The organism is Paenirhodobacter hankyongi (assembly GCF_003664585.1).
GTDB classification, from domain to species: domain Bacteria; phylum Pseudomonadota; class Alphaproteobacteria; order Rhodobacterales; family Rhodobacteraceae; genus Rhodobacter; species Rhodobacter hankyongi.
The window spans coordinates 23,112-39,835 of record NZ_RCHI01000002.1; the positions used below are offsets into that span (position 1 = coordinate 23,112).

The 16,724-nt window shown below is 68.3% G+C and carries 17 protein-coding genes; 5 read left to right on the forward strand and 12 right to left on the reverse strand.

Annotated features, from left to right (window positions below):
- Window positions 1–22: 22 nt before the first annotated feature.
- The 8 genes from DYS74_RS02035 to DYS74_RS02070 all read right to left on the reverse strand — a co-directional run bounded on the left by DYS74_RS02035 (window position 23) and on the right by DYS74_RS02070 (window position 7,496).
- The gene (locus tag DYS74_RS02035; protein WP_121530500.1) at window positions 23–817 is read right to left on the reverse strand and encodes a creatininase family protein; all 795 of its coding nucleotides are present in this window, start codon (window positions 815–817) and stop codon (window positions 23–25) included.
- Complete coding sequence (locus DYS74_RS02040) at window positions 814–1,440, reverse strand: NAD(P)H-dependent oxidoreductase (RefSeq protein ID WP_121530501.1); 627 nt, start codon at window positions 1,438–1,440, stop codon at window positions 814–816. Before DYS74_RS02040 ends, DYS74_RS02035 begins: the two co-directional genes overlap by 4 nt.
- Entirely contained in the window at window positions 1,440–2,021 is a 582-nt protein-coding gene (locus DYS74_RS02045) for an NAD(P)H-dependent oxidoreductase (protein ID WP_121530502.1), read from the reverse strand. Before DYS74_RS02045 ends, DYS74_RS02040 begins: the two co-directional genes overlap by 1 nt.
- Window positions 2,022–2,148: 127 nt before the next feature.
- Window positions 2,149–3,543 (reverse strand): FAD-binding oxidoreductase, encoded by a 1,395-nt coding sequence (locus DYS74_RS02050; RefSeq protein ID WP_121530503.1) that lies wholly within the window; start codon window positions 3,541–3,543, stop codon window positions 2,149–2,151.
- The gene (locus DYS74_RS02055) at window positions 3,540–4,808 is read right to left on the reverse strand and encodes a cytosine deaminase (protein ID WP_121530504.1); all 1,269 of its coding nucleotides are present in this window, start codon (window positions 4,806–4,808) and stop codon (window positions 3,540–3,542) included. The genes DYS74_RS02050 and DYS74_RS02055 overlap by 4 nt, the downstream gene beginning before the upstream one ends.
- Window positions 4,808–5,671 carry an ABC transporter permease gene (locus DYS74_RS02060; protein WP_121530505.1) on the reverse strand — a complete coding sequence of 288 codons (864 nt, stop codon included), beginning with the start codon at window positions 5,669–5,671 and terminating at the stop codon, window positions 4,808–4,810. The genes DYS74_RS02055 and DYS74_RS02060 overlap by 1 nt, the downstream gene beginning before the upstream one ends.
- Window positions 5,668–6,456 (reverse strand): ABC transporter ATP-binding protein, encoded by a 789-nt coding sequence (locus DYS74_RS02065; protein ID WP_245965167.1) that lies wholly within the window; start codon window positions 6,454–6,456, stop codon window positions 5,668–5,670. The genes DYS74_RS02060 and DYS74_RS02065 overlap by 4 nt, the downstream gene beginning before the upstream one ends.
- 56 nt (window positions 6,457–6,512) lie before the next feature.
- Window positions 6,513–7,496, reverse strand: coding sequence for an ABC transporter substrate-binding protein (locus DYS74_RS02070; protein ID WP_121530506.1), 984 nt, complete (start codon window positions 7,494–7,496; stop codon window positions 6,513–6,515).
- A 237-nt stretch (window positions 7,497–7,733) separates the two neighbouring features.
- On the opposite strand from DYS74_RS02070, the gene DYS74_RS02075 reads away from it, so the two are divergent.
- Genes DYS74_RS02075 through DYS74_RS02085 form a run of 3 tightly spaced genes read left to right on the forward strand, consistent with a single transcriptional unit; the run spans window position 7,734 to window position 9,479 of the window.
- Window positions 7,734–8,123: a RidA family protein gene (locus tag DYS74_RS02075; RefSeq protein WP_121530507.1), complete on the forward strand. Its 390-nt coding sequence runs from the start codon at window positions 7,734–7,736 to the stop codon at window positions 8,121–8,123.
- Between the two features lie 38 nt (window positions 8,124–8,161).
- Complete coding sequence (locus DYS74_RS02080) at window positions 8,162–8,788, forward strand: LysE family translocator (protein ID WP_220668812.1); 627 nt, start codon at window positions 8,162–8,164, stop codon at window positions 8,786–8,788.
- 37 nt (window positions 8,789–8,825) lie between these two features.
- Entirely contained in the window at window positions 8,826–9,479 is a 654-nt protein-coding gene (locus DYS74_RS02085) for a pseudouridine synthase (RefSeq protein WP_113898684.1), read from the forward strand.
- Between the two features lie 170 nt (window positions 9,480–9,649).
- On the opposite strand, the gene DYS74_RS02090 is transcribed toward DYS74_RS02085, so the two are convergent.
- The 4 genes from DYS74_RS02090 to DYS74_RS02105 form a co-directional block, all read right to left on the reverse strand.
- The gene (locus DYS74_RS02090) at window positions 9,650–10,792 is read right to left on the reverse strand and encodes a saccharopine dehydrogenase C-terminal domain-containing protein (RefSeq protein WP_121530508.1); all 1,143 of its coding nucleotides are present in this window, start codon (window positions 10,790–10,792) and stop codon (window positions 9,650–9,652) included.
- A gap of 11 nt (window positions 10,793–10,803) precedes the next feature.
- A complete protein-coding gene (locus DYS74_RS02095) occupies window positions 10,804–11,043 on the reverse strand; it encodes a WGR domain-containing protein (RefSeq protein ID WP_121530509.1) in 240 nt (79 codons plus the stop codon).
- A 66-nt stretch (window positions 11,044–11,109) separates the two neighbouring features.
- Window positions 11,110–11,814 (reverse strand): response regulator transcription factor, encoded by a 705-nt coding sequence (locus tag DYS74_RS02100; RefSeq protein WP_121530510.1) that lies wholly within the window; start codon window positions 11,812–11,814, stop codon window positions 11,110–11,112.
- A complete protein-coding gene (locus DYS74_RS02105; protein WP_121530511.1) occupies window positions 11,811–13,718 on the reverse strand; it encodes a PAS-domain containing protein in 1,908 nt (635 codons plus the stop codon). The genes DYS74_RS02100 and DYS74_RS02105 overlap by 4 nt, the downstream gene beginning before the upstream one ends.
- Before the next feature lie 195 nt (window positions 13,719–13,913).
- On the opposite strand from DYS74_RS02105, the gene DYS74_RS02110 reads away from it, so the two are divergent.
- Both DYS74_RS02110 and DYS74_RS02115 read left to right on the forward strand, forming a co-directional pair.
- On the forward strand, window positions 13,914–15,887 hold the full coding sequence (locus DYS74_RS02110) for a long-chain fatty acid--CoA ligase (protein ID WP_121530512.1): 1,974 nt from the start codon (window positions 13,914–13,916) through the stop codon (window positions 15,885–15,887).
- Window positions 15,884–16,702 carry an ABC transporter ATP-binding protein gene (locus DYS74_RS02115; RefSeq protein ID WP_121530513.1) on the forward strand — a complete coding sequence of 273 codons (819 nt, stop codon included), beginning with the start codon at window positions 15,884–15,886 and terminating at the stop codon, window positions 16,700–16,702. The genes DYS74_RS02110 and DYS74_RS02115 overlap by 4 nt, the downstream gene beginning before the upstream one ends.
- The last annotated feature ends 22 nt before the right edge of the window (window positions 16,703–16,724 follow it).

Below are 16,724 nucleotides of genomic sequence, written 5' to 3' on the forward strand. Positions count from 1 at the left end.
GGCGCGAAGCCCCCGGCGCGCGTCACCCGGCAACCGGCGCGAACCCGTCGAGCGGCTGCGCCGCCACCTTGCGCAACAGCTCGACAAAGCCTGCCACCTGATGCGCGGCCGTCGCCCGGCCCTTCCCGGCCGTCGCCGCCGCGGCATTGCCGATGGCGCCCAGCCGGTTCACATCGGACGCGATCCAGCCATAGGAGATCGGCCCCACCGGCGAGATCAGCCCGGTCTCGGCGCTCGAGGTGAAATCCTGCGCCGCGCCCATGTCCACGGTCTCGGGGTTGAAGGCCAGCATCAGCGAGGTCTCGACATCGCCGCCATGGATGCCATAGGTCAGCTCCTTCGCCGGATACATCCCCTCGGGATGGCCGAAGGCCGTCCACTGGCATTTCACCGCGAACATCCCCGCCCGCACCCGCAGCTCGCGCGACAGGATCGACACAAGGTCGAGGTTGCCGCCATGGCTGTTCACCAGCACGATCTTGCGGATCCCCGCCCGCGCCACCGACAGCCCGATCTCGACCCAGGCGCTCAGCGCCGTCTCGGCGCTCAGCGTGGCGGTGCCCGGCGCCCACAGATGCTCGTTCGACTTGCCCACGGCCTGCACCGGCAGGATCCGCACCGTGGGCGCATCGGGGGCCGCATCGAGCTGCCGGCGCAGCTCGGCCAGCATCCCCTCCATGATCAGCGTGTCGGTGCCCACCGGCAGATGCGGCCCGTGCTGCTCGATCGCGGCGGTGGGCAGGATCGCGATGGTCGTCATCGGATCGAGCCCCTTGAAAGCGGGCGCGCGGTGGAACGCCCAGTCGTGGCGGGTCATGCCCTGACCTCCTGTCGTTGCGGCACCGGCCCGATCAGCCGGTCCATCTGGCGCGCGACCCTTTGCAAATGCTGCGCGCGGGTTTTCGGGGTGGAGCTGTCCATCAGGTAATGCATGGCGAAGGCGGTGCGCCGGCCGGGCTTGCACAAGAGGCCCAGCCCCCGCAGCAACGTCCGCCGCCCCGGCGCGCCGACGAAGAAGGTCAGCAGCCGCGAGGCCCCACCGGTGGTGAAGACGCCAAGCCGGGTGATGTGGCGAAGCCCCGGCCGGATCGTGCCATTCTCGCCCTCGGGCATCAGGAAGGCCACGTCGGGCAGAAGCACCCGGTCGAGCCAGCCCTTCAGCATCGCCGGCAGCCCGTACCACCAGGTCGGATAGACGAAGATCAGCGTGTCGCACCAGCGGATCGCCGCGACATGGGGCTCCATGTGCTCGGTGCCGATCGTCAGGTCGAGATACGCCGCATTCTCGGGCCCCGACATCACCGGGTCGAACCCTTCGGCATACAGGTCGATCAGCCGGGTCTCGGCCCCGGCCGCGGCCAGCTTTTCCAGCACCACGTCACGCACGGCGGCGTTGAAGCTGTCGGCGCGCGGGTGGCAATAGACGACAAGCGCGCGCATCAGAACGCCTCCATCGCGCGGCCGACGCGGGTCAGGAAAGCCTCGCGCCCGGCCTGCGTCGCGCGGTTCATGTCGTGCAGCGCGAGGAAGCGGAACCGCTCGGGCCGGGTGATGTAGCGCAGATGGCGCGTGACCAGCCGGCGCGGTGGATCGCCCGCCAGAAAGGTCCGCCAGCGCGAGCCGCCATAGGTCGTCACCGCGGCCAGCCGGCGGATATACGTCAGGTTCGGCACGGTCTGGCCGTTCTCCATCCGGAACGACACGCCGGGCAGGAACACCCGGTCGAGAAACCCCTTCAGGATCGCCGGATAGCCCATGTTCCAGACCGGAAACACCAGCACCAGCGCCTCGGCCGCGCGCAGTCGCGCGACATGCTCCGCCACCGGATCGAGGTTCGGCCCGATGTCGTGATAGCCGCGCCGCTCGGCCGCGCTCAGCACCGGCGCGAAGCCCTCGGCATACAGGTCGCAGTCATCGACCTCCCAGCCCCGCGCCGAAAGCGTGTCGCACACCCGCCGGTGCAGCGCCGCCGAGAAACTTTCGGCGCAGGGGTGGGCGAAGAGAACCATCGCGCGCGTCATGCCCGCCCTCCGCGCCCGGCCCGGCCCGCGGACGCCTCCGGCGGGAGTATTTTTCCAAGGAAGGGCAGAGCGGCTTTTTCCCGGCCCAACTCCTCACTCTGCCCCCAGCCACAGGTGCCGGCGCCGGTCATTCCGCCGCCCTCATCCCGGCATAGGCATAGATCGTCTCATAGCCCCAGTCCGGCACGTCCCAGGCGATCATCTTGCCGGGGTTCAGAAGCCCCTTCGGATCCGCCTCGCGCTTGAAGGCAAGCTGGCGCGCGTCGGCCGACTGCCGCCCGCCCTCCTCGAGCGTGTAGCGGTGCGGGTTGAAGATCATCGCGCCCATCTCCTCGTGCTCGCGCACGATCTCCTCGAGCCGCTCCTCGGTGGTGAAGCGCACCATGGTCAGCCCCGCATAGATCACCTGCCCATGCTCGCGCATCACCTCGAGGTGCTGCATCAGCTCGGCGCCGAAACGGGCACGGACCGCCTCGATCACCTCGAGGAAATCGGCGCCGTGATAGCGCACCTGCAGATAGGTGATGTCGGGATCGACCTTCAGCGCACGCAGCGTGGTGTGATTCCAGCCGTATTCATAGGCGACGCCCGGGTCGCGGCTCCAGTCGTGCGCGTCCGAGCGGAAGATCATCTTGCCCGCCGGCCAGCGCGCCAGGAAGGTCTCGAGCGCGGGCATCGACTGCGGTGCGACCATCAGATGCAGGGTATTGTCGCCCTCGTCGACATGGCCCTTGAAGCGCTGGAAATACTGCGCGGCGATCGGCGCCTCGCAGACGGTGACGAGCTTGACCAGGATCCCGTCCTCGGCCGCAAGCTCGGCGCCGAAACGCGCCGCCTCGGCGAAACCGGGGAAGGTCAGCACCGTCGAGACCCAGTCATAGGCCGGGGCGAGCGGCATCTCGATCTCGGTGATGATGCCGTTCGTGCCATAGGCGTGGCTGACCCGGTGCAACTCCTCGCCGGTGAATTCGTGGATCTGCGGCTCGGCCTCCATCGAAACGACGCGCAGCCGGATGATGTTGCCCAGATCGCGCAGCGCGCCCCAGCGGACCGAGCCCACGCCGCCCGAGCCGCCGGCGATGAAACCGCCAAGCGTCGCCGTGGCCGCGGTCGAGGGCATCATCCGCAGCTCCTGCCCCGACTGCGCCCTGGTCTGCGCGTCGAGGTCGCGGATCACGATGCCCGGCTCCGCCACTACCCGGCCGGGGGCGATCGCGCGGATCTGGTTCATGTTCTTCAGGTGCATCACGCAGCCGCCCGCCAGCGGCATCGCCTGACCGTAATTGCCGGTGCCGGCGCCGCGCACGGTGACCGGCACGTCATGGGCGTAACAGGTCTTGAGCACCTCGATCACCTCGGCCTCGTCGCGCGGCGAGACGACGAAATCGGCGACGACATGATCGAGCCGCGCCTTCAGCACCGGTGAATACCAGAAGAAATCCCGGCTTTTCGAGCGGATCGAAGCGGGATTGTCGTCAAGCTCGAGATGGGCGAGCGCGGCCTTTGCGGCATTAATGTTCATGTCATCAGTCCGTCGAGTTCGGAATAATCGGGAAGGGTGCGGTCGATCTGCCGCCCGGCGCGCAGCACGATGCGGTCGGCCTGCGGGCGGGCGAAGAGCTCGGTCCAGCTGCGGGCGCGGCAGATCACCAGATCGGCGGGCGCACCGGGGTCCAGCGAGGGCGCGTCAAAGCCGCAGGCGCGGGCGGGGTTCGCGGTGAAGGCGCGCGGCCAGTCGGTGCCGGTGTGGTCGAGATGCGCGATCCGCGTCGCCTCGCGCATCACCTCGATCATGTCGAGATCGCCATAGGCATAGAACGGATCGCGGGTGTTGTCGGAGGCGAAGCTGACGTTGATGCCGCGCGCCGCCATCTCGTGCACCAGCGTCACCCCGCGCCAGCGCGGCGTGCGGCCGGGCGTGCGGTCCTGCAGGTACATGTTGCACATCGGCAGGCTGACGACATTCAGCCCGGCCTTCGCGACCAGATCGAGCGTGCGCGCCGCCTCGGCCTCGGGCTGCACGGCAAGCGAACAGCAATGCCCCACCGTCACCGGCGCGTCGAAGCCCATTTCCAGCGCCACCTCGGCGATCACCTTCAGCGTCGCGACCGAGGCGTCGCCGGTCTCGTCAACGTGGAAATCGGCCTGCAACCCGCGCCGCGCCGCATGGTCGAAGAACACCCGCAGCCGCCGGCGCAGGTCGGGGACCGGATAGGTGACGGCGCCAAGCACGCCGCCCGCGCGTTCGACGATCGCCGCGGTGCGGCCGAAGGGGCCGCCCTCCTCGACCATGTCGATCGGCACGAGGCACGAGCCCTGCAGCGCGATCCGCCCCGCCCACTCCTCGCGCAGCTCGGCGAAGACCGGGAAGGAGATCGCATCCTGCGGCGCGAGGCTGTCGAGATGGGTGCGGACCCCGCGCGTGCCATGCGCCCAGGCACAGCGCAGCGCGAACTCCATCCGCGCGCGCACATCCTCGGCCGACCAGTTCGCCTCCCGGTCGGCGCCGACGGTGGCCAGCGCGCCCTCGAACGTGCCGTCGGGGTTCGCCGCGCGCGGCCAGATATGGCCCTTGTCGAGATGCGTGTGCATGTCGACGAAGGCCGGAAAGACCATCTTGCCGGCCATGTCCACCACGGGCGCGTCGGGCGGCACCGCCGCGACGATCCGGCCATCCGAGATGGCCAGGTCGATCTGGGCGAGGTCGCCCTCTTGTCCGAGGAGGCAGGCCGGGGTTTTCAGATTGATCAGACGATACGTGCCGCTGGGCAGAACGCAAAAATCCATCAATTCTCCCGTTTGATGGCACTCTCGTGCCATTTGTGAAGCATCAGATGCGTGACCAGGCTCAGCACCGCGAAGATGACGACGCCGGTGAGCGCAATGAGGACAAGCGCCGCGAACATCCGCGGGATGTTCAGCCGATAGCCCGCCTCGAGGATGCGGAAGGCCAGGCCCGAGCCGATGCCGCCGGTGCCCGCGACATATTCCGCCACCACCGCCCCGATCAGGCTCAGCCCGCCGGCGATGCGCAGACCGCCGAGGAAATAGGGCAGCGCCGTCGGGATCTGCAGATAGCGCAGCCGCTGCCAGCGGGTGGCGCCATAGATCCGGTAGAGGTCGCGCAGGTTGTGGTCGGTCGAGTTCAGCCCGAGCGTGGTGTTCGACAGGATCGGGAAGAAGGCGACGATCCAGGCACAGAGCAAGAGCCCCGCCAGCCGGTTGTCGACATAGATGAAGATCAGCGGCGCGATCGAGACGACCGGGGTGACCTGCAAGATCACCGCGAAGGGGTAAAAACACATCTCGGCCCAGCGGCTGAGACTGAAGAGCACCGCAAGGCCGACGCCGCCCACCACCGCGACGGCGAGCGCCATCAGCGTGATCTGCAGCGTGACGCCCAGGGCCGGCAGCAGGATCGGCGCGTCCTTGACCAGCGTCTGCGCGACAAGGCCGGGCCCGGGCAGGATGTAATGCGGGATCTCGTTCCAGGCGACGACGCGGTCCCACAGCACGATCATCAGCGCGACGGTGACACTCGGCAGCAGCCAGCGCAGCACCCGCTCGCGCCGCCGGGCGCGGGCACGTGCCAGCTCGTCGGCATCGACCGGGGTGTCGCCTGCGGCAAGGGCGGGATCGGCAAGGCTCATGCGGTCTCTCCCATCGCGGCATGGAGCGCGTCCGAGGCGGTGCGGCACAGCGCGGCATACTCGGCCGAGGTGCGGAAATCCTCGCCGCGCGGATAGGGCGCATCGACGGTCAGCTCGGTCGAGACCCGGCCGGGCCGCGCCGCCATCACCACGATCCGGTCGCTCAGGAACACCGATTCGAACACCGAATGGGTAACGAAGATCACCGTCGAGGCGATCTTTTCCTTCAGCTCGAGCAGATCCTTGTTCAGCTTGTGGCGGGTGATCTCGTCCAGCGCAGCGAAGGGCTCGTCCATCAGAATGAGCCGCGGCCGCGTCACCATCGCCCGCGCGATCGAGACCCGCATCTTCATCCCGCCCGACAGCTCGCGCGGATAGGCCTTGGCGAATTTCTCGAGCCCCACCAGCTTCAGCGCCAGATGGATGTCATCGCGCACCTGCACGAAGCTCTGCCCCTTCAGCCGGAAGGGCAGATAGACGTTCTGCTCGACCGTCGCCCAGGGCATCAGCGTCGGCTCCTGGAAGACGACGCCGATCTCGGCCTCGCCGCCCTCCCAGCGGATCTGCCCGCGCGTCGGGTGCATCAGCCCGGCGATCAGCCGCAGCGCCGTCGACTTGCCACAGCCCGAGGGGCCGAGAAGCGAGATGAAATCGCCCTCGTTCACGGTCAGGTTCATCTCCCTGAGCGCCAGCGTGCCGCCGGCAAAGGCCTTGTCGACCGCGGCCATCTCCAGAAGTTTCGCCCGCTCGCCCAGCGGTTTCGGCTTGCGCCAGGTCACCACCATCGGTGCCTCGTCTCGGAAAGGTTCGGGCGGGCCACCATAGGCCCGCCCCGGGAAGATCACTTCTTCAGATCAAGGCCCACGCCCGCGCCGACGAAATCGGTGGTGTAGGCGGCCTTGTAGTCGAGATCGGCGGGCACGACCCCGGCGGCGACCATCTTGTCGAAGAAGTCCTTCACATGGGCGTCGGTGATCACCCCGATGCCCTTTTCAAGCGCATCCCCCGAATCGACGATGCCCTTCTCCTTCAGTTGGGCGATGCCGAAGGCGATCTGCTCGTCGGTCATGTCGGGGTTGTCCTTCTTGATCATCTCCTTCGCGGCGCTGTTGTCGCCGTAGAGGAAATTGTACCAGCCCTTGATCGAGCCATCGACGAAGCACTTCACCACCTCGGGCTTCTTCGCGACGGTGTCGGCCATGGTCTCGATCAGCGTCGAATAGGTCGAATACCCGGCATCGGCGAGCAGCCAGACGTCCGGCTTGAAGCCGCCCTCCTTCTCGACCATCAGCGGTTCCGACGAGAGGTAGCCCTGCATCCCCGACTTTTCGTCGGCGATGAAGGGCGCGGGGTTGAAGGTGTAGACCTCGCGCTGCTCGGGGGTGAAGCCATAGGCCTTGATCATCCACTGATAATAGGACGCATAGCCCGCATCGCCGATGAACAGCTTGAGGTTTTTGAGGTCCTCGAAGCTTTTCGCCACGCCCGGATGGGTCAGGATGACCTGCGGCTCCTTCTGGAAGGTGGCGGCGACGGCGACGACCGGGATGCCCTCCTGCACCGCCGAGAATTCCTCGAGCAGGTTGCCCCCCATGTTGAAGTCGATCTTGCCCGCCAGCATCAGCGCCCGGTTGTTCACCTGCGGCCCACCCGGCTGGATCGTCACATCAAGCCCGCAGGCCGCATAGGTGCCGTCGGCCACCGACTGGTAGAAGCCGCCATGCTCGGCCTGCGCCAGCCAGTTGGTGCCGAAGGTCACTGCCGTGTTCGCCGAGGCGGCAGTGGCGACGGTCGTCAGAAGCAGGGAAAGGACAATCTTGCGCATGCGCGACTCCGGGGTGTGATTCTCTGCGGCCAGCCTAGGAGGGCGCGGCGCGATGCTCAGGGGGCGGTGCGGCAAAAACCCGCATGCCGGCAGAAGACGGCGCGGCTTTGGGCAGGTTTTCCTTACCTCTGCCCGGGTTTTCGGCAGATGCCGAAAATTTTGCCCGTTTGGTCAGGAAGCATGGCCCTCGCCGGGCGCCGGGGGCAGGATCGCGGCCGAAGAAACCGGAGGTTTTCCATGCGTGCCCTTGCCCCGAACTCGATCCGTCCGCCCTTCGGCGCCTATGCCCATGGCATCGAGGTGCCGAAGGGCGCGCGGCTGGTGATGACCTCGGGCCAGCTCGGCCTCGGCCCCGACGACATCGCCCCGCCCACGGTGCGCGAACAGGCGCGGCTGTGCTTTGCCAATGTCACCGCGATCCTCGCCGAGGCCGGGATGGGCCCGGCCGATGTGATCCGGATCAACGCCTTCGTCACCGACCGCGCGCATTTCCCGGACTACATGGCGGCGCGCGACGAGTGGCTTCAGGGCTCGGGCAACCTGCCCGCCTCGACCCTCGTCATCGTGGGCGGCTTCACCCGCGCCGAATTCCTCGTCGAAGTCGAGGTGACGGCGGCGGCGCTCTAGGCTAGCGTCGCGCGAGACCGCCCGAAGGAGTTCCCCGGATGCTCGACACGTTGATGGCCTTTCCGCCGGCGACGCTGCTTGCCTTTCTGGCCGGCGCGCTGGTGCTGAACCTGACGCCCGGATCGGACGTGCTGTTCGCCATCGCCTCGGGGCTGCAGGGCGGGCCGAAGGCGGGGATGGCCGCGGGCTTCGGAGTCGGCATCGGCGGCATCTTCCACACCTGCGCCACGGCCTTCGGCCTTGCTGCGCTGGTCGCGGCCCATCCCGGCACACTCGATCTCGTCCGCTGGGCGGGGGCGGCCTATCTGCTGTGGATCGCGGTGAAGAGCTGGCGCGCGGTGGTGCCGCCGCCCGAAAGCGTGGGCGGCGCGCTCCTGCCCCGCGACGCCTTCCGCCGCGGCGTCATCACCAATGTGCTGAACCCGAAGGTCGCCCTCTTCATGCTGGCCTACCTGCCGCAGTTCACCGACCCGGCGATCGGCCCGCTGTGGCAGCAGATGCTGATCCTCGGCGGCATCGTCTTTACCGGCGGCACGGTGATCACCATGGGCTACGGCGCCTCGGCGGGCTGGCTCGGCACCCGGCTCGCACGGCGGATGGGGGTGCTGAACAAGGTCGCGGCGCTGCTGTTCGGCGGGCTCGCGGCGAAGCTCGCCCTCGACTGAGCTTGATTTCGCCGCGCCGGCGCGCCATCTGGGCGGCATGACCGATTTCGTCTACACCCCCACGACCGAACAGCCCCGCATCCTGCATGCCGATCACGAGATCCTCGTGGTCGACAAGCCGGCCGGGCTGCTCTCGGTGCCCGGCAAGGGCGAGGACCGCGCCGATTGCCTGATCGCGCGGCTGCGCGCAGCCTATCCCACGGTGCTGCTGGTGCACCGGCTCGACATGGATACCTCGGGGGTGATGGTCTTCGGCCTGACGCCACACGCGCAGCGCCACCTCGGCCTGCAGTTCGAGCACCGGCAGACGAAGAAGCATTACCTCGCCCGGCTCTGGGGCCATCTCGAGCCGAAGGAGGGCCACGTCGACCTGCCGCTCTGCGTCGACTGGCCGAACCGGCCACGCCAGCATGTCGACCATGAAAACGGCCGCCCGGCACAGACCGACTGGCGCGTGCTGCGGCTGGAGGCGGACGGCACCACGCGGGTGCGGCTGACCCCGCTCACCGGCCGCAGCCACCAGCTGCGCGTGCACATGCGGGAGACCGGCCATCCGATCCTCGGCGACCCGCTCTATGCCGAAGGGCCGGCACGGGACTTCCCGCGGCTGATGCTGCACGCCGAAAGCCTGCGCCTGCGCCATCCCGACGGCGGGCGCCACATGACCTTCACCGCACCCTGCCCGTTCTGAGGCAAGGGGGCGCATTCGACGCAATGCGCCTCATCCTCTTTCGCTGACGCGAAATTCACACCCGGGAAAATTGTGATCATTGGAAAATGAGGGCGCCCCCCGCTTTCTCCTTGCCGGAAATACCTCGGGGGTGAGGCCGCAGGCCGAGGGGGCAGCGCCCCCTGCGCCCGTCAGGCCAGATGATCCACCTTCGCCAGATACTGCGCCTGCACCTGCAGCGCAGAAAGCCAGCCCTGCACCAGTTTCGGGTCATGCGGCGCGGCATGGACACCCGCCGGGATGTCATGGGCCAGCACCGCCTCGACCGCGAGCGAGACCGTGCCGGAGACCAGCCGCGCCATCGCGCTGCCACGGATGTCGCCCGTCGCCTCGAGCACCCAGGACCGGTCGAAGACCGCGCGCCCGGCACGTTTCGCGGTGAGCGTGACGACCGCCACCACCCGGTCGGGCTCGTCCGGGCCATAGCCGTTCTCGCGCAACAGCCGCTCGGCCAGCTGCGCGAGGCGGCGGTCCGCCCCGTCAGAGGTATCGCCAAGCGCCGCGAAGACCGGTTGCCAGGCCTCGGCCCAGCCCAGAAGCCGCAGCGTGCCGCGGACGAAATCCTCGATCCGCCAGCTCGGATCGAAGCGGTATTCGCCGATGTAGCCGAGGCTGTCGCGGTTCGGATAGACCTCGAAGGTCTCGGGGTGCGGCAGCGGCGCGTCATAGCGCGTCACCCCTTCCCAGGGATGGGCCAGGCGCAGCTCGGTGAAATGGCGGATCGAGCGCGAAGGTGATTTCAGCGCCCGCAGCACGCCAAGCGGCGACCAGCTGAACTTGTAGCGAAAGGCGTTCGGCCGGGCCGGGATGCCGCCGCAATAGCTGTGGAACGACACCGTATCGCCCGGCGCGATGGTGCCCGAGGCACGGTAATCGGCGACCAGATCATGCGCCATCAGATGGTCGATGCCGGGGGCAAGCCCGACCTCGCCCAGCACGGCGACGCCCGCCTTGCGCGCCGCCACATCGAGCCCGCGCAACTCGGGCGTCAGCTCCGAGGCACAGACGAAATGCGCCTGCCGGTGCAGCGCGATGCGGGCGAGCGCCGGATGCAGATCGGAGGGCAGCATCGAGATGACGACATCGCCCGGCCGCAGCGTCGCCTCGAGCGCGGGCAGGCTGTACTCGGCGATGCGGGCGCGGCGGCCGGCAAGCAGCGCCTCGGCCTGTGGCCGCTCGATCGTCCAGACGGTGAGCGCGCGCCCCGCGTCGACCAGCCGGCGCAGCCCCGGCCCCGAACTCAGCCCCGTTCCGCACCAGTGGATCATCGCCATCGCCGCCCTCCTCAGCCGCGCGCGGCACGCCGCTCGCTCAGCCGGTAGCCGCGCGAGATCGCCCGCCCCCGCCAGCGATCGGCCGCCTGCACCGCATCGCGCAGGTTGGAAAACCAGTTCACCCGCGCGCCCGCGAGCCGCCCCGCCCGGCCCCATTCGCGCAGCACCGTATATTCGCCGAACAGGTTGTCGGAGATTTCCACGCGATAGAAGGCGCGCGCCGGGGCCCGATGGAGCAGGATGGTCAGCATGGCAGTGCCTTGCGCAGGGATCTGGCTCAAGGGAATCAGAAGCGCGCCGGCATTGCCAGCGCAAAATCAGCTCCAGCGCACCTCGCCCAGGAAGATATAGCCCGCCCCATAGATCGTCTTGATCAGGCGCGGGTTCTTCGGGTCTTCGCCCAGCTTCGTGCGCAGCCGCGAGATCCGCACATCCATCGCCCGGTCGAAACTTTCGCCCGCCCCGCTGCCCAGTGCCTCCTGCATCTGGGCGCGGGTGATGAGCCGGTTCGGGCTTTCGAGGAAGAGCCGCAGCACCTCGCCCTCGGCGTGCGAAAACGGCGTCTCGCGGCCCGCGGCATCGGTCAGCACGTAGCGGTCGAACTGCGCGCGCCAGCCGGCGAAATCGGCGGTCTGGGCGGCCGGCGCCGCCTCGGCACGGGGTTTGCGCAACCGGGCGCGGATGCGGGCCACGACCTCGGCCGGGTCGAAGGGCTTGATGATGTAATCGTCGGCGCCGAGTTCCAGCCCGGTGACGCGGTCATGCACCTGCGCGCGCCCCGAGATGATGATGATCGCCGCCCCCTGTTCCAGCGCCAGCCGGTGCACCAGCGCCAGCCCGTCGCGGTCGGGCAGGCCCAGATCGACCAGGCAGACATCGGGCTGGGCACGCTTCAGCCCCGCCTCGAACTCGGTCGCGCGGGCATAGCAGGTGGTGCGGAATCCGGCCTCTTCGAGCGCATCCGACAGCATCCGGCGGATCTCTGGCTCGTCGTCGAGGATGGCGACATGCGGGGCGGTCATCGGCGGGCTCCGTCGATCAGGGCGGCGAGTTCGCGCGCGGAGAAGGGTTTTTGCAGCACCGCGCAGGGGGCGGAGGCGCGCAGCGGATCCCCGGGCGGCAGCGAGGTCATCAGCACCACCGGCAGCCGCGGCGCAAGACGCTGCGCGAGCTCGACCCCGGTCGCCTCGCCCGGCAGCTGGATGTCCGAGAGCACCAGCCCGATATCGGGCAGCGCGGAGAGCGCCTCGGCCTCGGCGACGCTTGCCGCCTCGATCACGGTGTGGCCGAGACCGCGCAGCATCTCGCGCACGTTGGCGCGGATATCGTCATTGTCCTCGACCAGGAGCACCAGCATCGGCGCGGCCGGCGCGCCGGCGGGCCGCAGCGGCAGGCGCAGGGTGACGCACGCGCCCTCCTCGGTGTTCTCGAGCTGCACGGTGCCGCCCGCCAGCTTCGTCTGGTCATAGACCATCGACAGGCCAAGCCCCGAGCCCTCGCCGCCCTTCGTGGTGAAGAACGGATCGAGCCCGCGGGAGAGCGCCTCGGCCGAGAAGCCGGGGCCGGTGTCGGTGACGGAAATCTCTACCCAGGTGTCGCGCACCGGATGCAGCTCGACCCGGATCTTGCCGCCGCGCGGCCCCATCGCGTCGCGCGCGTTCAGAAGCAGGTTGAGCAGGCTGTCCTGCAGCTGCCCCGGATCGACCAGAACCGGCCGGTCGAGCCCGCCGACGAAGGTCTCGAGCCGGATCGCATCGCCAAGCGTCGGACGTGCCATCGCGGCGATATCCTCGACCAGCGGGCGCAGCTCGACCGCCTCGGGGCGCAGCACGCGCCGGCCCGAGATCGCGGCGATCCGGTCCAGCAACGTGCCACCGCGCCGCGCCGCGGCCAGCGTGCCGCGGGCGATCTCTGCCGCGGCGGGGGGCAGGTCGGGCAAACGCGCAAGCCGCCCCTGCAGGCCGAGAATGACGGTGAGCAGATTCGCGAAATCATGCGCAAGCCCCGAGGTCAGGTGCCCGGCGAGCTCGCGCTTGGCCGATTGGGCGAGTGCGGCGCGCGCCTGCGCCTCGTGCGTGACGTCGGTCGACAGGATATAGACGCCCGCCACCTCGCCCGCCGCATCGCGATCGGGGGTCAGCGCCACGCGCACCCGCCGCCCGGAGGGGGTATGGGTGATCTCGCGCACATTCGCCTCGCCCGCCAGCGCCTGCAGGAAGCCGGGCTCAAGCCGTGCGAAGGTGTCGGCGCCCAGCGTCTCGGAGGCATGGCGCCCGACCGGATCGAGCACCGCGCCCGGCATCACCGTGGGCAGCTTGCGGTTCGAGAAGGTGTAGATCAGCCCGCGGTCCACATGCGCGATATGGGCGGGCATCATCTCGGTCACCTGCCTCGTGCGCGCCTCGATCGCGGTCAGCTCGCGCTGCGTCTCGGCAAGGGCGGCATTCGTCGCGCCAAGCTCGCGGTTCGCCGCCGCCAGCCGCTCGGCATGGTCGAGCACCTGCACCGACAGCTCCTGAGAGCGGGCGCGCAACAGCCCCTCCTGGCGCTTGATCTCGGTGATGTCGGTATAGACCGTGACCCAGCCGCCCTGCGCGAGCGGCGCCCCCTCGACCGCGATCGTGCGCCCGTTCGCCCGCGCGCGTTCCATGTAATGCGGCGCGAAGGTGCGCGCCTGCGCGACGCGCAACCGCACCGCCTCCTCGAGATCGGTGACGGGGCCGTATTCGCCGCGCGTCACCAGAAAACGGATCGTGTCCTCGAAGGGCGTGCCCGGCCGGGTCAGCGCCTCGGGCAGGTCGAACATCAGCGCGAATTGCCGGTTGCACACCGCCAGCCGCAACTCGCTGTCATAGATCGACAGCGCCTGGCCGATCATGTTCAGCCCGGCCTCCATCAGCCGCGCATGGGTGTCCTCTGCGGTCATCCGGTCTCCTCCCCCGCCATCGCTAGCATCCCGGCGGGGTCCGGCAAAGGGGCAAGGGGCGCCGGAAAGGATTCGTTAGATTTCGGAAAAAGTCAGGAAAACTTTGACCCGCAGCCTTCGGGCATGACGCGGCAGGCGATGGAGGAATCGCCTCCTGCGGCGAGGACGCCGGGCGACCGGCGTGAGGGAGGACACATGGCGGACAGAACGGCGGCGGAGCACTCCGCGCAGTCGATTCCTGCGCTTCTGGCGCGGAACGTGGCGCGGTATGGCGGCTATCCGGCCTATCGCGAAAAGGAATTCGGGATCTGGCAGACCTGGACCTGGGCCCAGGCGAACGAGGAGATCCGCGCGCTGGCGATGGGGCTGCTGAGCCTTGGCGTCGCCCGCGGCGATCACATCGCGATCATCGGGCGCAACCGCCCGGCGCATTACTGGGCGATGGTGGCGGCGCAGATGTGCGGCGCGGTGCCGGTGCCGCTCTATCAGGACGCGGTGGCCGAGGAGATGGCCTATGTCCTTGGCCATTGCGGCGCGCGCTTCGTCGTCTGCGGCGATCAGGAGCAGGTCGACAAGGTGGTCGAGGTCGAGGACCGCATCCACACGATCGAGCACGTGATGTACACCGACAAGCGCGGCATGCGGAAATACGACCATTCCCGGATGAACGCGCTGGCCGACGTCATCGCCGAGGGCAAGGCGGGGCACTACCGCTACGAGCAGGAGCTCGAGACCCGCATCGCCGAGCTGACCTATGACAGCACCTGCGTGATGCTCTACACCTCGGGCACCACCGGCAAGCCGAAGGGCGTGGTTCTGTCGAACCGCAACATCATCGAGACGGCGAAGAACTCGGTCTCCTTCGACCGGCTGACCCGGGCCGAAGAGGTGCTCGCCTATCTGCCGATGGCCTGGGTGGGCGATTTCATCTTCTCGGTCGGGCAGGCCTATTGGGCGGGCTTCACCGTGAACTGCCCGGAAAACGCCGCGACGATGATGACCGACCTGCGCGAGATCGGGCCGACCTATTTCTTCGCCCCGCCGCGGGTGTTCGAGGGCCAGCTGACGCAGGTGATGATCCGCATGGAAGATGCGGGGCGGGTGAAGAAGTGGCTCTTCGACCATTACATGGCGCTGGCCCGCCGGGTCGGCCCCGCGATCCTCGACGGCGCCCCCGTCGGCATGCTCGACCGGCTGCGCTATGCGCTTGGCGGGTTCTTCATCTACGGGCCGCTGAAGAACACGCTCGGCTTCTCGCGCATCCGCGTGGGCTACACCGCGGGCGAGGCGATCGGGCCCGAGATCTTCGACTTCTACCGCTCGCTCGGCATCAACCTGAAGCAGCTCTACGGCCAGACCGAGGCCTCGGTCTTCATCACCCAGCAGCCCGACGGCCAGGTCCGCTCCGACACCGTCGGCGTGCCCTCGCCGGGCGTCGAGGTGAAGATCGGCGAGAACGGTGAAGTCTACTATCGCTCGCCGGGCACTTTCGTCGAGTATTACAACAACCCCGACAGCACCGCCTCGACCAAGGACGCCGAGGGCTGGGTTGCCACGGGGGATGCGGGGTTCTTCGAGGAAGGCTCGGGGCACCTGCGCATCATCGACCGCGCCAAGGACGTCGGCAAACTGGCCGATGGCCGGCTCTTCGCTCCCAAATACGTGGAAAACAAGCTCAAGTTCTACCCAAGCATTCTTGAGGCTGTCGTCTTTGGCGCGGGTCGCGACCGCTGCACCGCCTTCATCAACATCGACCTGACCGCGGTCGGCAACTGGGCCGAGCGCAACAACATCGCCTATGCCTCCTATCAGGAACTGGCCGGGCACCCGAAGGTCTATGACATGATCCGCGGTCACATCGACGAGGTGAACGCCTCGGTGGCGCGCGACCCGATGCTCTCCGGCTGCCAGATCCACCGCTTCCTGATCCTGCACAAGGAACTCGACGCGGACGATGGCGAGATGACCCGCACCCGCAAGGTGCGCCGCAACATCGTGGCCGAGAAATACGCCGACCTGATCGACGCGCTCTATGACGGGCGCGACAGCGTCTACACCGAGACCGAGGTCACCTACGAGGACGGCCGCAAGGGGGCGATCAAGGCGACGCTGACGCTTGCCGACGCGACCGTCGCTCCCGGGGTGCAGCTGGCGGAGGCCGCAGAATGAAGGACATGAACGAAGGCTGGGTCACCGCCGACGGCCGCAAGATCGGTGGCGTGCTGATGGAGCTTCGCAACATCACGCTGAAGTTCGGCGGGGTGACGGCGATCAAGGACATCAGCTTCGACATCCGCGACGGCGAGATCCGCGCGATCATCGGCCCGAACGGGGCCGGCAAATCCTCGATGCTGAACGTGATCTCGGGCTTTTACGTGCCGACCGAGGGCTCGGTCTGGTTCAAGGGCTATCAGCGCGGGCCGATGAAGCCCTATCAGGTCGCCCAGCTCGGCATCGCGCGCACCTTCCAGAACATCGCGCTCTTCGACGGCATGTCGGTGCTCGACAACATCATGACCGGGCGGCTGACGCTGATGAAATCGGGGCTCTTCAGCCAGGCCTTCTGGTGGGGGGGCGCCAGCCGCGAGGAAGAGGCGCATCGCGAGAAGGTCGAGAAGATCATCGACTTCCTCGAGATCCAGAACATCCGGAAAACGCCGGTGGGCCGCCTGCCCTATGGCCTGAAGAAGCGCGTCGAGCTGGCCCGGGCGCTGGCCGCCGAGCCGAAGATCCTGCTGCTCGACGAGCCGATGGCGGGGATGAACGTCGAGGAGAAGGAGGACATGTGCCGCTTCATCCTCGACGTGAACGACGAGTTCGGCACCACCATCGTGCTGATCGAGCACGACATGGGCGTGGTGATGGACCTGAGCGACCGCGTGGTGGTGATGGATTACGGCAAGAAGATCGGTGACGGCCCGCCCGAGGAGGTGCGCAGCAACCAGGCCGTGATCGACGCCTATCTGGGGGTGGCCCATGACTGACGCCCGTCCGCAACCGAACTCG

What these genes read in the sequence shown, in the direction of transcription:
- DYS74_RS02035 (WP_121530500.1), bottom strand. Translation starts at nt 817, where the DNA reads ATGACCCGCCACGACTGGGCGTTCCACCGCGCGCCCGCTTTCAAGGGG.
- DYS74_RS02040 (WP_121530501.1), bottom strand. Translation starts at nt 1,440, where the DNA reads ATGCGCGCGCTTGTCGTCTATTGCCACCCGCGCGCCGACAGCTTCAAC.
- DYS74_RS02045 (WP_121530502.1), bottom strand. Translation starts at nt 2,021, where the DNA reads ATGACGCGCGCGATGGTTCTCTTCGCCCACCCCTGCGCCGAAAGTTTC.
- DYS74_RS02050 (WP_121530503.1), bottom strand. Translation starts at nt 3,543, where the DNA reads ATGAACATTAATGCCGCAAAGGCCGCGCTCGCCCATCTCGAGCTTGAC.
- DYS74_RS02055 (WP_121530504.1), bottom strand. Translation starts at nt 4,808, where the DNA reads ATGGATTTTTGCGTTCTGCCCAGCGGCACGTATCGTCTGATCAATCTG.
- DYS74_RS02060 (WP_121530505.1), bottom strand. Translation starts at nt 5,671, where the DNA reads ATGAGCCTTGCCGATCCCGCCCTTGCCGCAGGCGACACCCCGGTCGAT.
- DYS74_RS02065 (WP_245965167.1), bottom strand. Translation starts at nt 6,456, where the DNA reads ATGGTGGTGACCTGGCGCAAGCCGAAACCGCTGGGCGAGCGGGCGAAA.
- DYS74_RS02070 (WP_121530506.1), bottom strand. Translation starts at nt 7,496, where the DNA reads ATGCGCAAGATTGTCCTTTCCCTGCTTCTGACGACCGTCGCCACTGCC.
- DYS74_RS02075 (WP_121530507.1), top strand. Translation starts at nt 7,734, where the DNA reads ATGCGTGCCCTTGCCCCGAACTCGATCCGTCCGCCCTTCGGCGCCTAT.
- DYS74_RS02080 (WP_220668812.1), top strand. Translation starts at nt 8,162, where the DNA reads ATGCTCGACACGTTGATGGCCTTTCCGCCGGCGACGCTGCTTGCCTTT.
- DYS74_RS02085 (WP_113898684.1), top strand. Translation starts at nt 8,826, where the DNA reads ATGACCGATTTCGTCTACACCCCCACGACCGAACAGCCCCGCATCCTG.
- DYS74_RS02090 (WP_121530508.1), bottom strand. Translation starts at nt 10,792, where the DNA reads ATGGCGATGATCCACTGGTGCGGAACGGGGCTGAGTTCGGGGCCGGGG.
- DYS74_RS02095 (WP_121530509.1), bottom strand. Translation starts at nt 11,043, where the DNA reads ATGCTGACCATCCTGCTCCATCGGGCCCCGGCGCGCGCCTTCTATCGC.
- DYS74_RS02100 (WP_121530510.1), bottom strand. Translation starts at nt 11,814, where the DNA reads ATGACCGCCCCGCATGTCGCCATCCTCGACGACGAGCCAGAGATCCGC.
- DYS74_RS02105 (WP_121530511.1), bottom strand. Translation starts at nt 13,718, where the DNA reads ATGACCGCAGAGGACACCCATGCGCGGCTGATGGAGGCCGGGCTGAAC.
- DYS74_RS02110 (WP_121530512.1), top strand. Translation starts at nt 13,914, where the DNA reads ATGGCGGACAGAACGGCGGCGGAGCACTCCGCGCAGTCGATTCCTGCG.
- DYS74_RS02115 (WP_121530513.1), top strand. Translation starts at nt 15,884, where the DNA reads ATGAAGGACATGAACGAAGGCTGGGTCACCGCCGACGGCCGCAAGATC.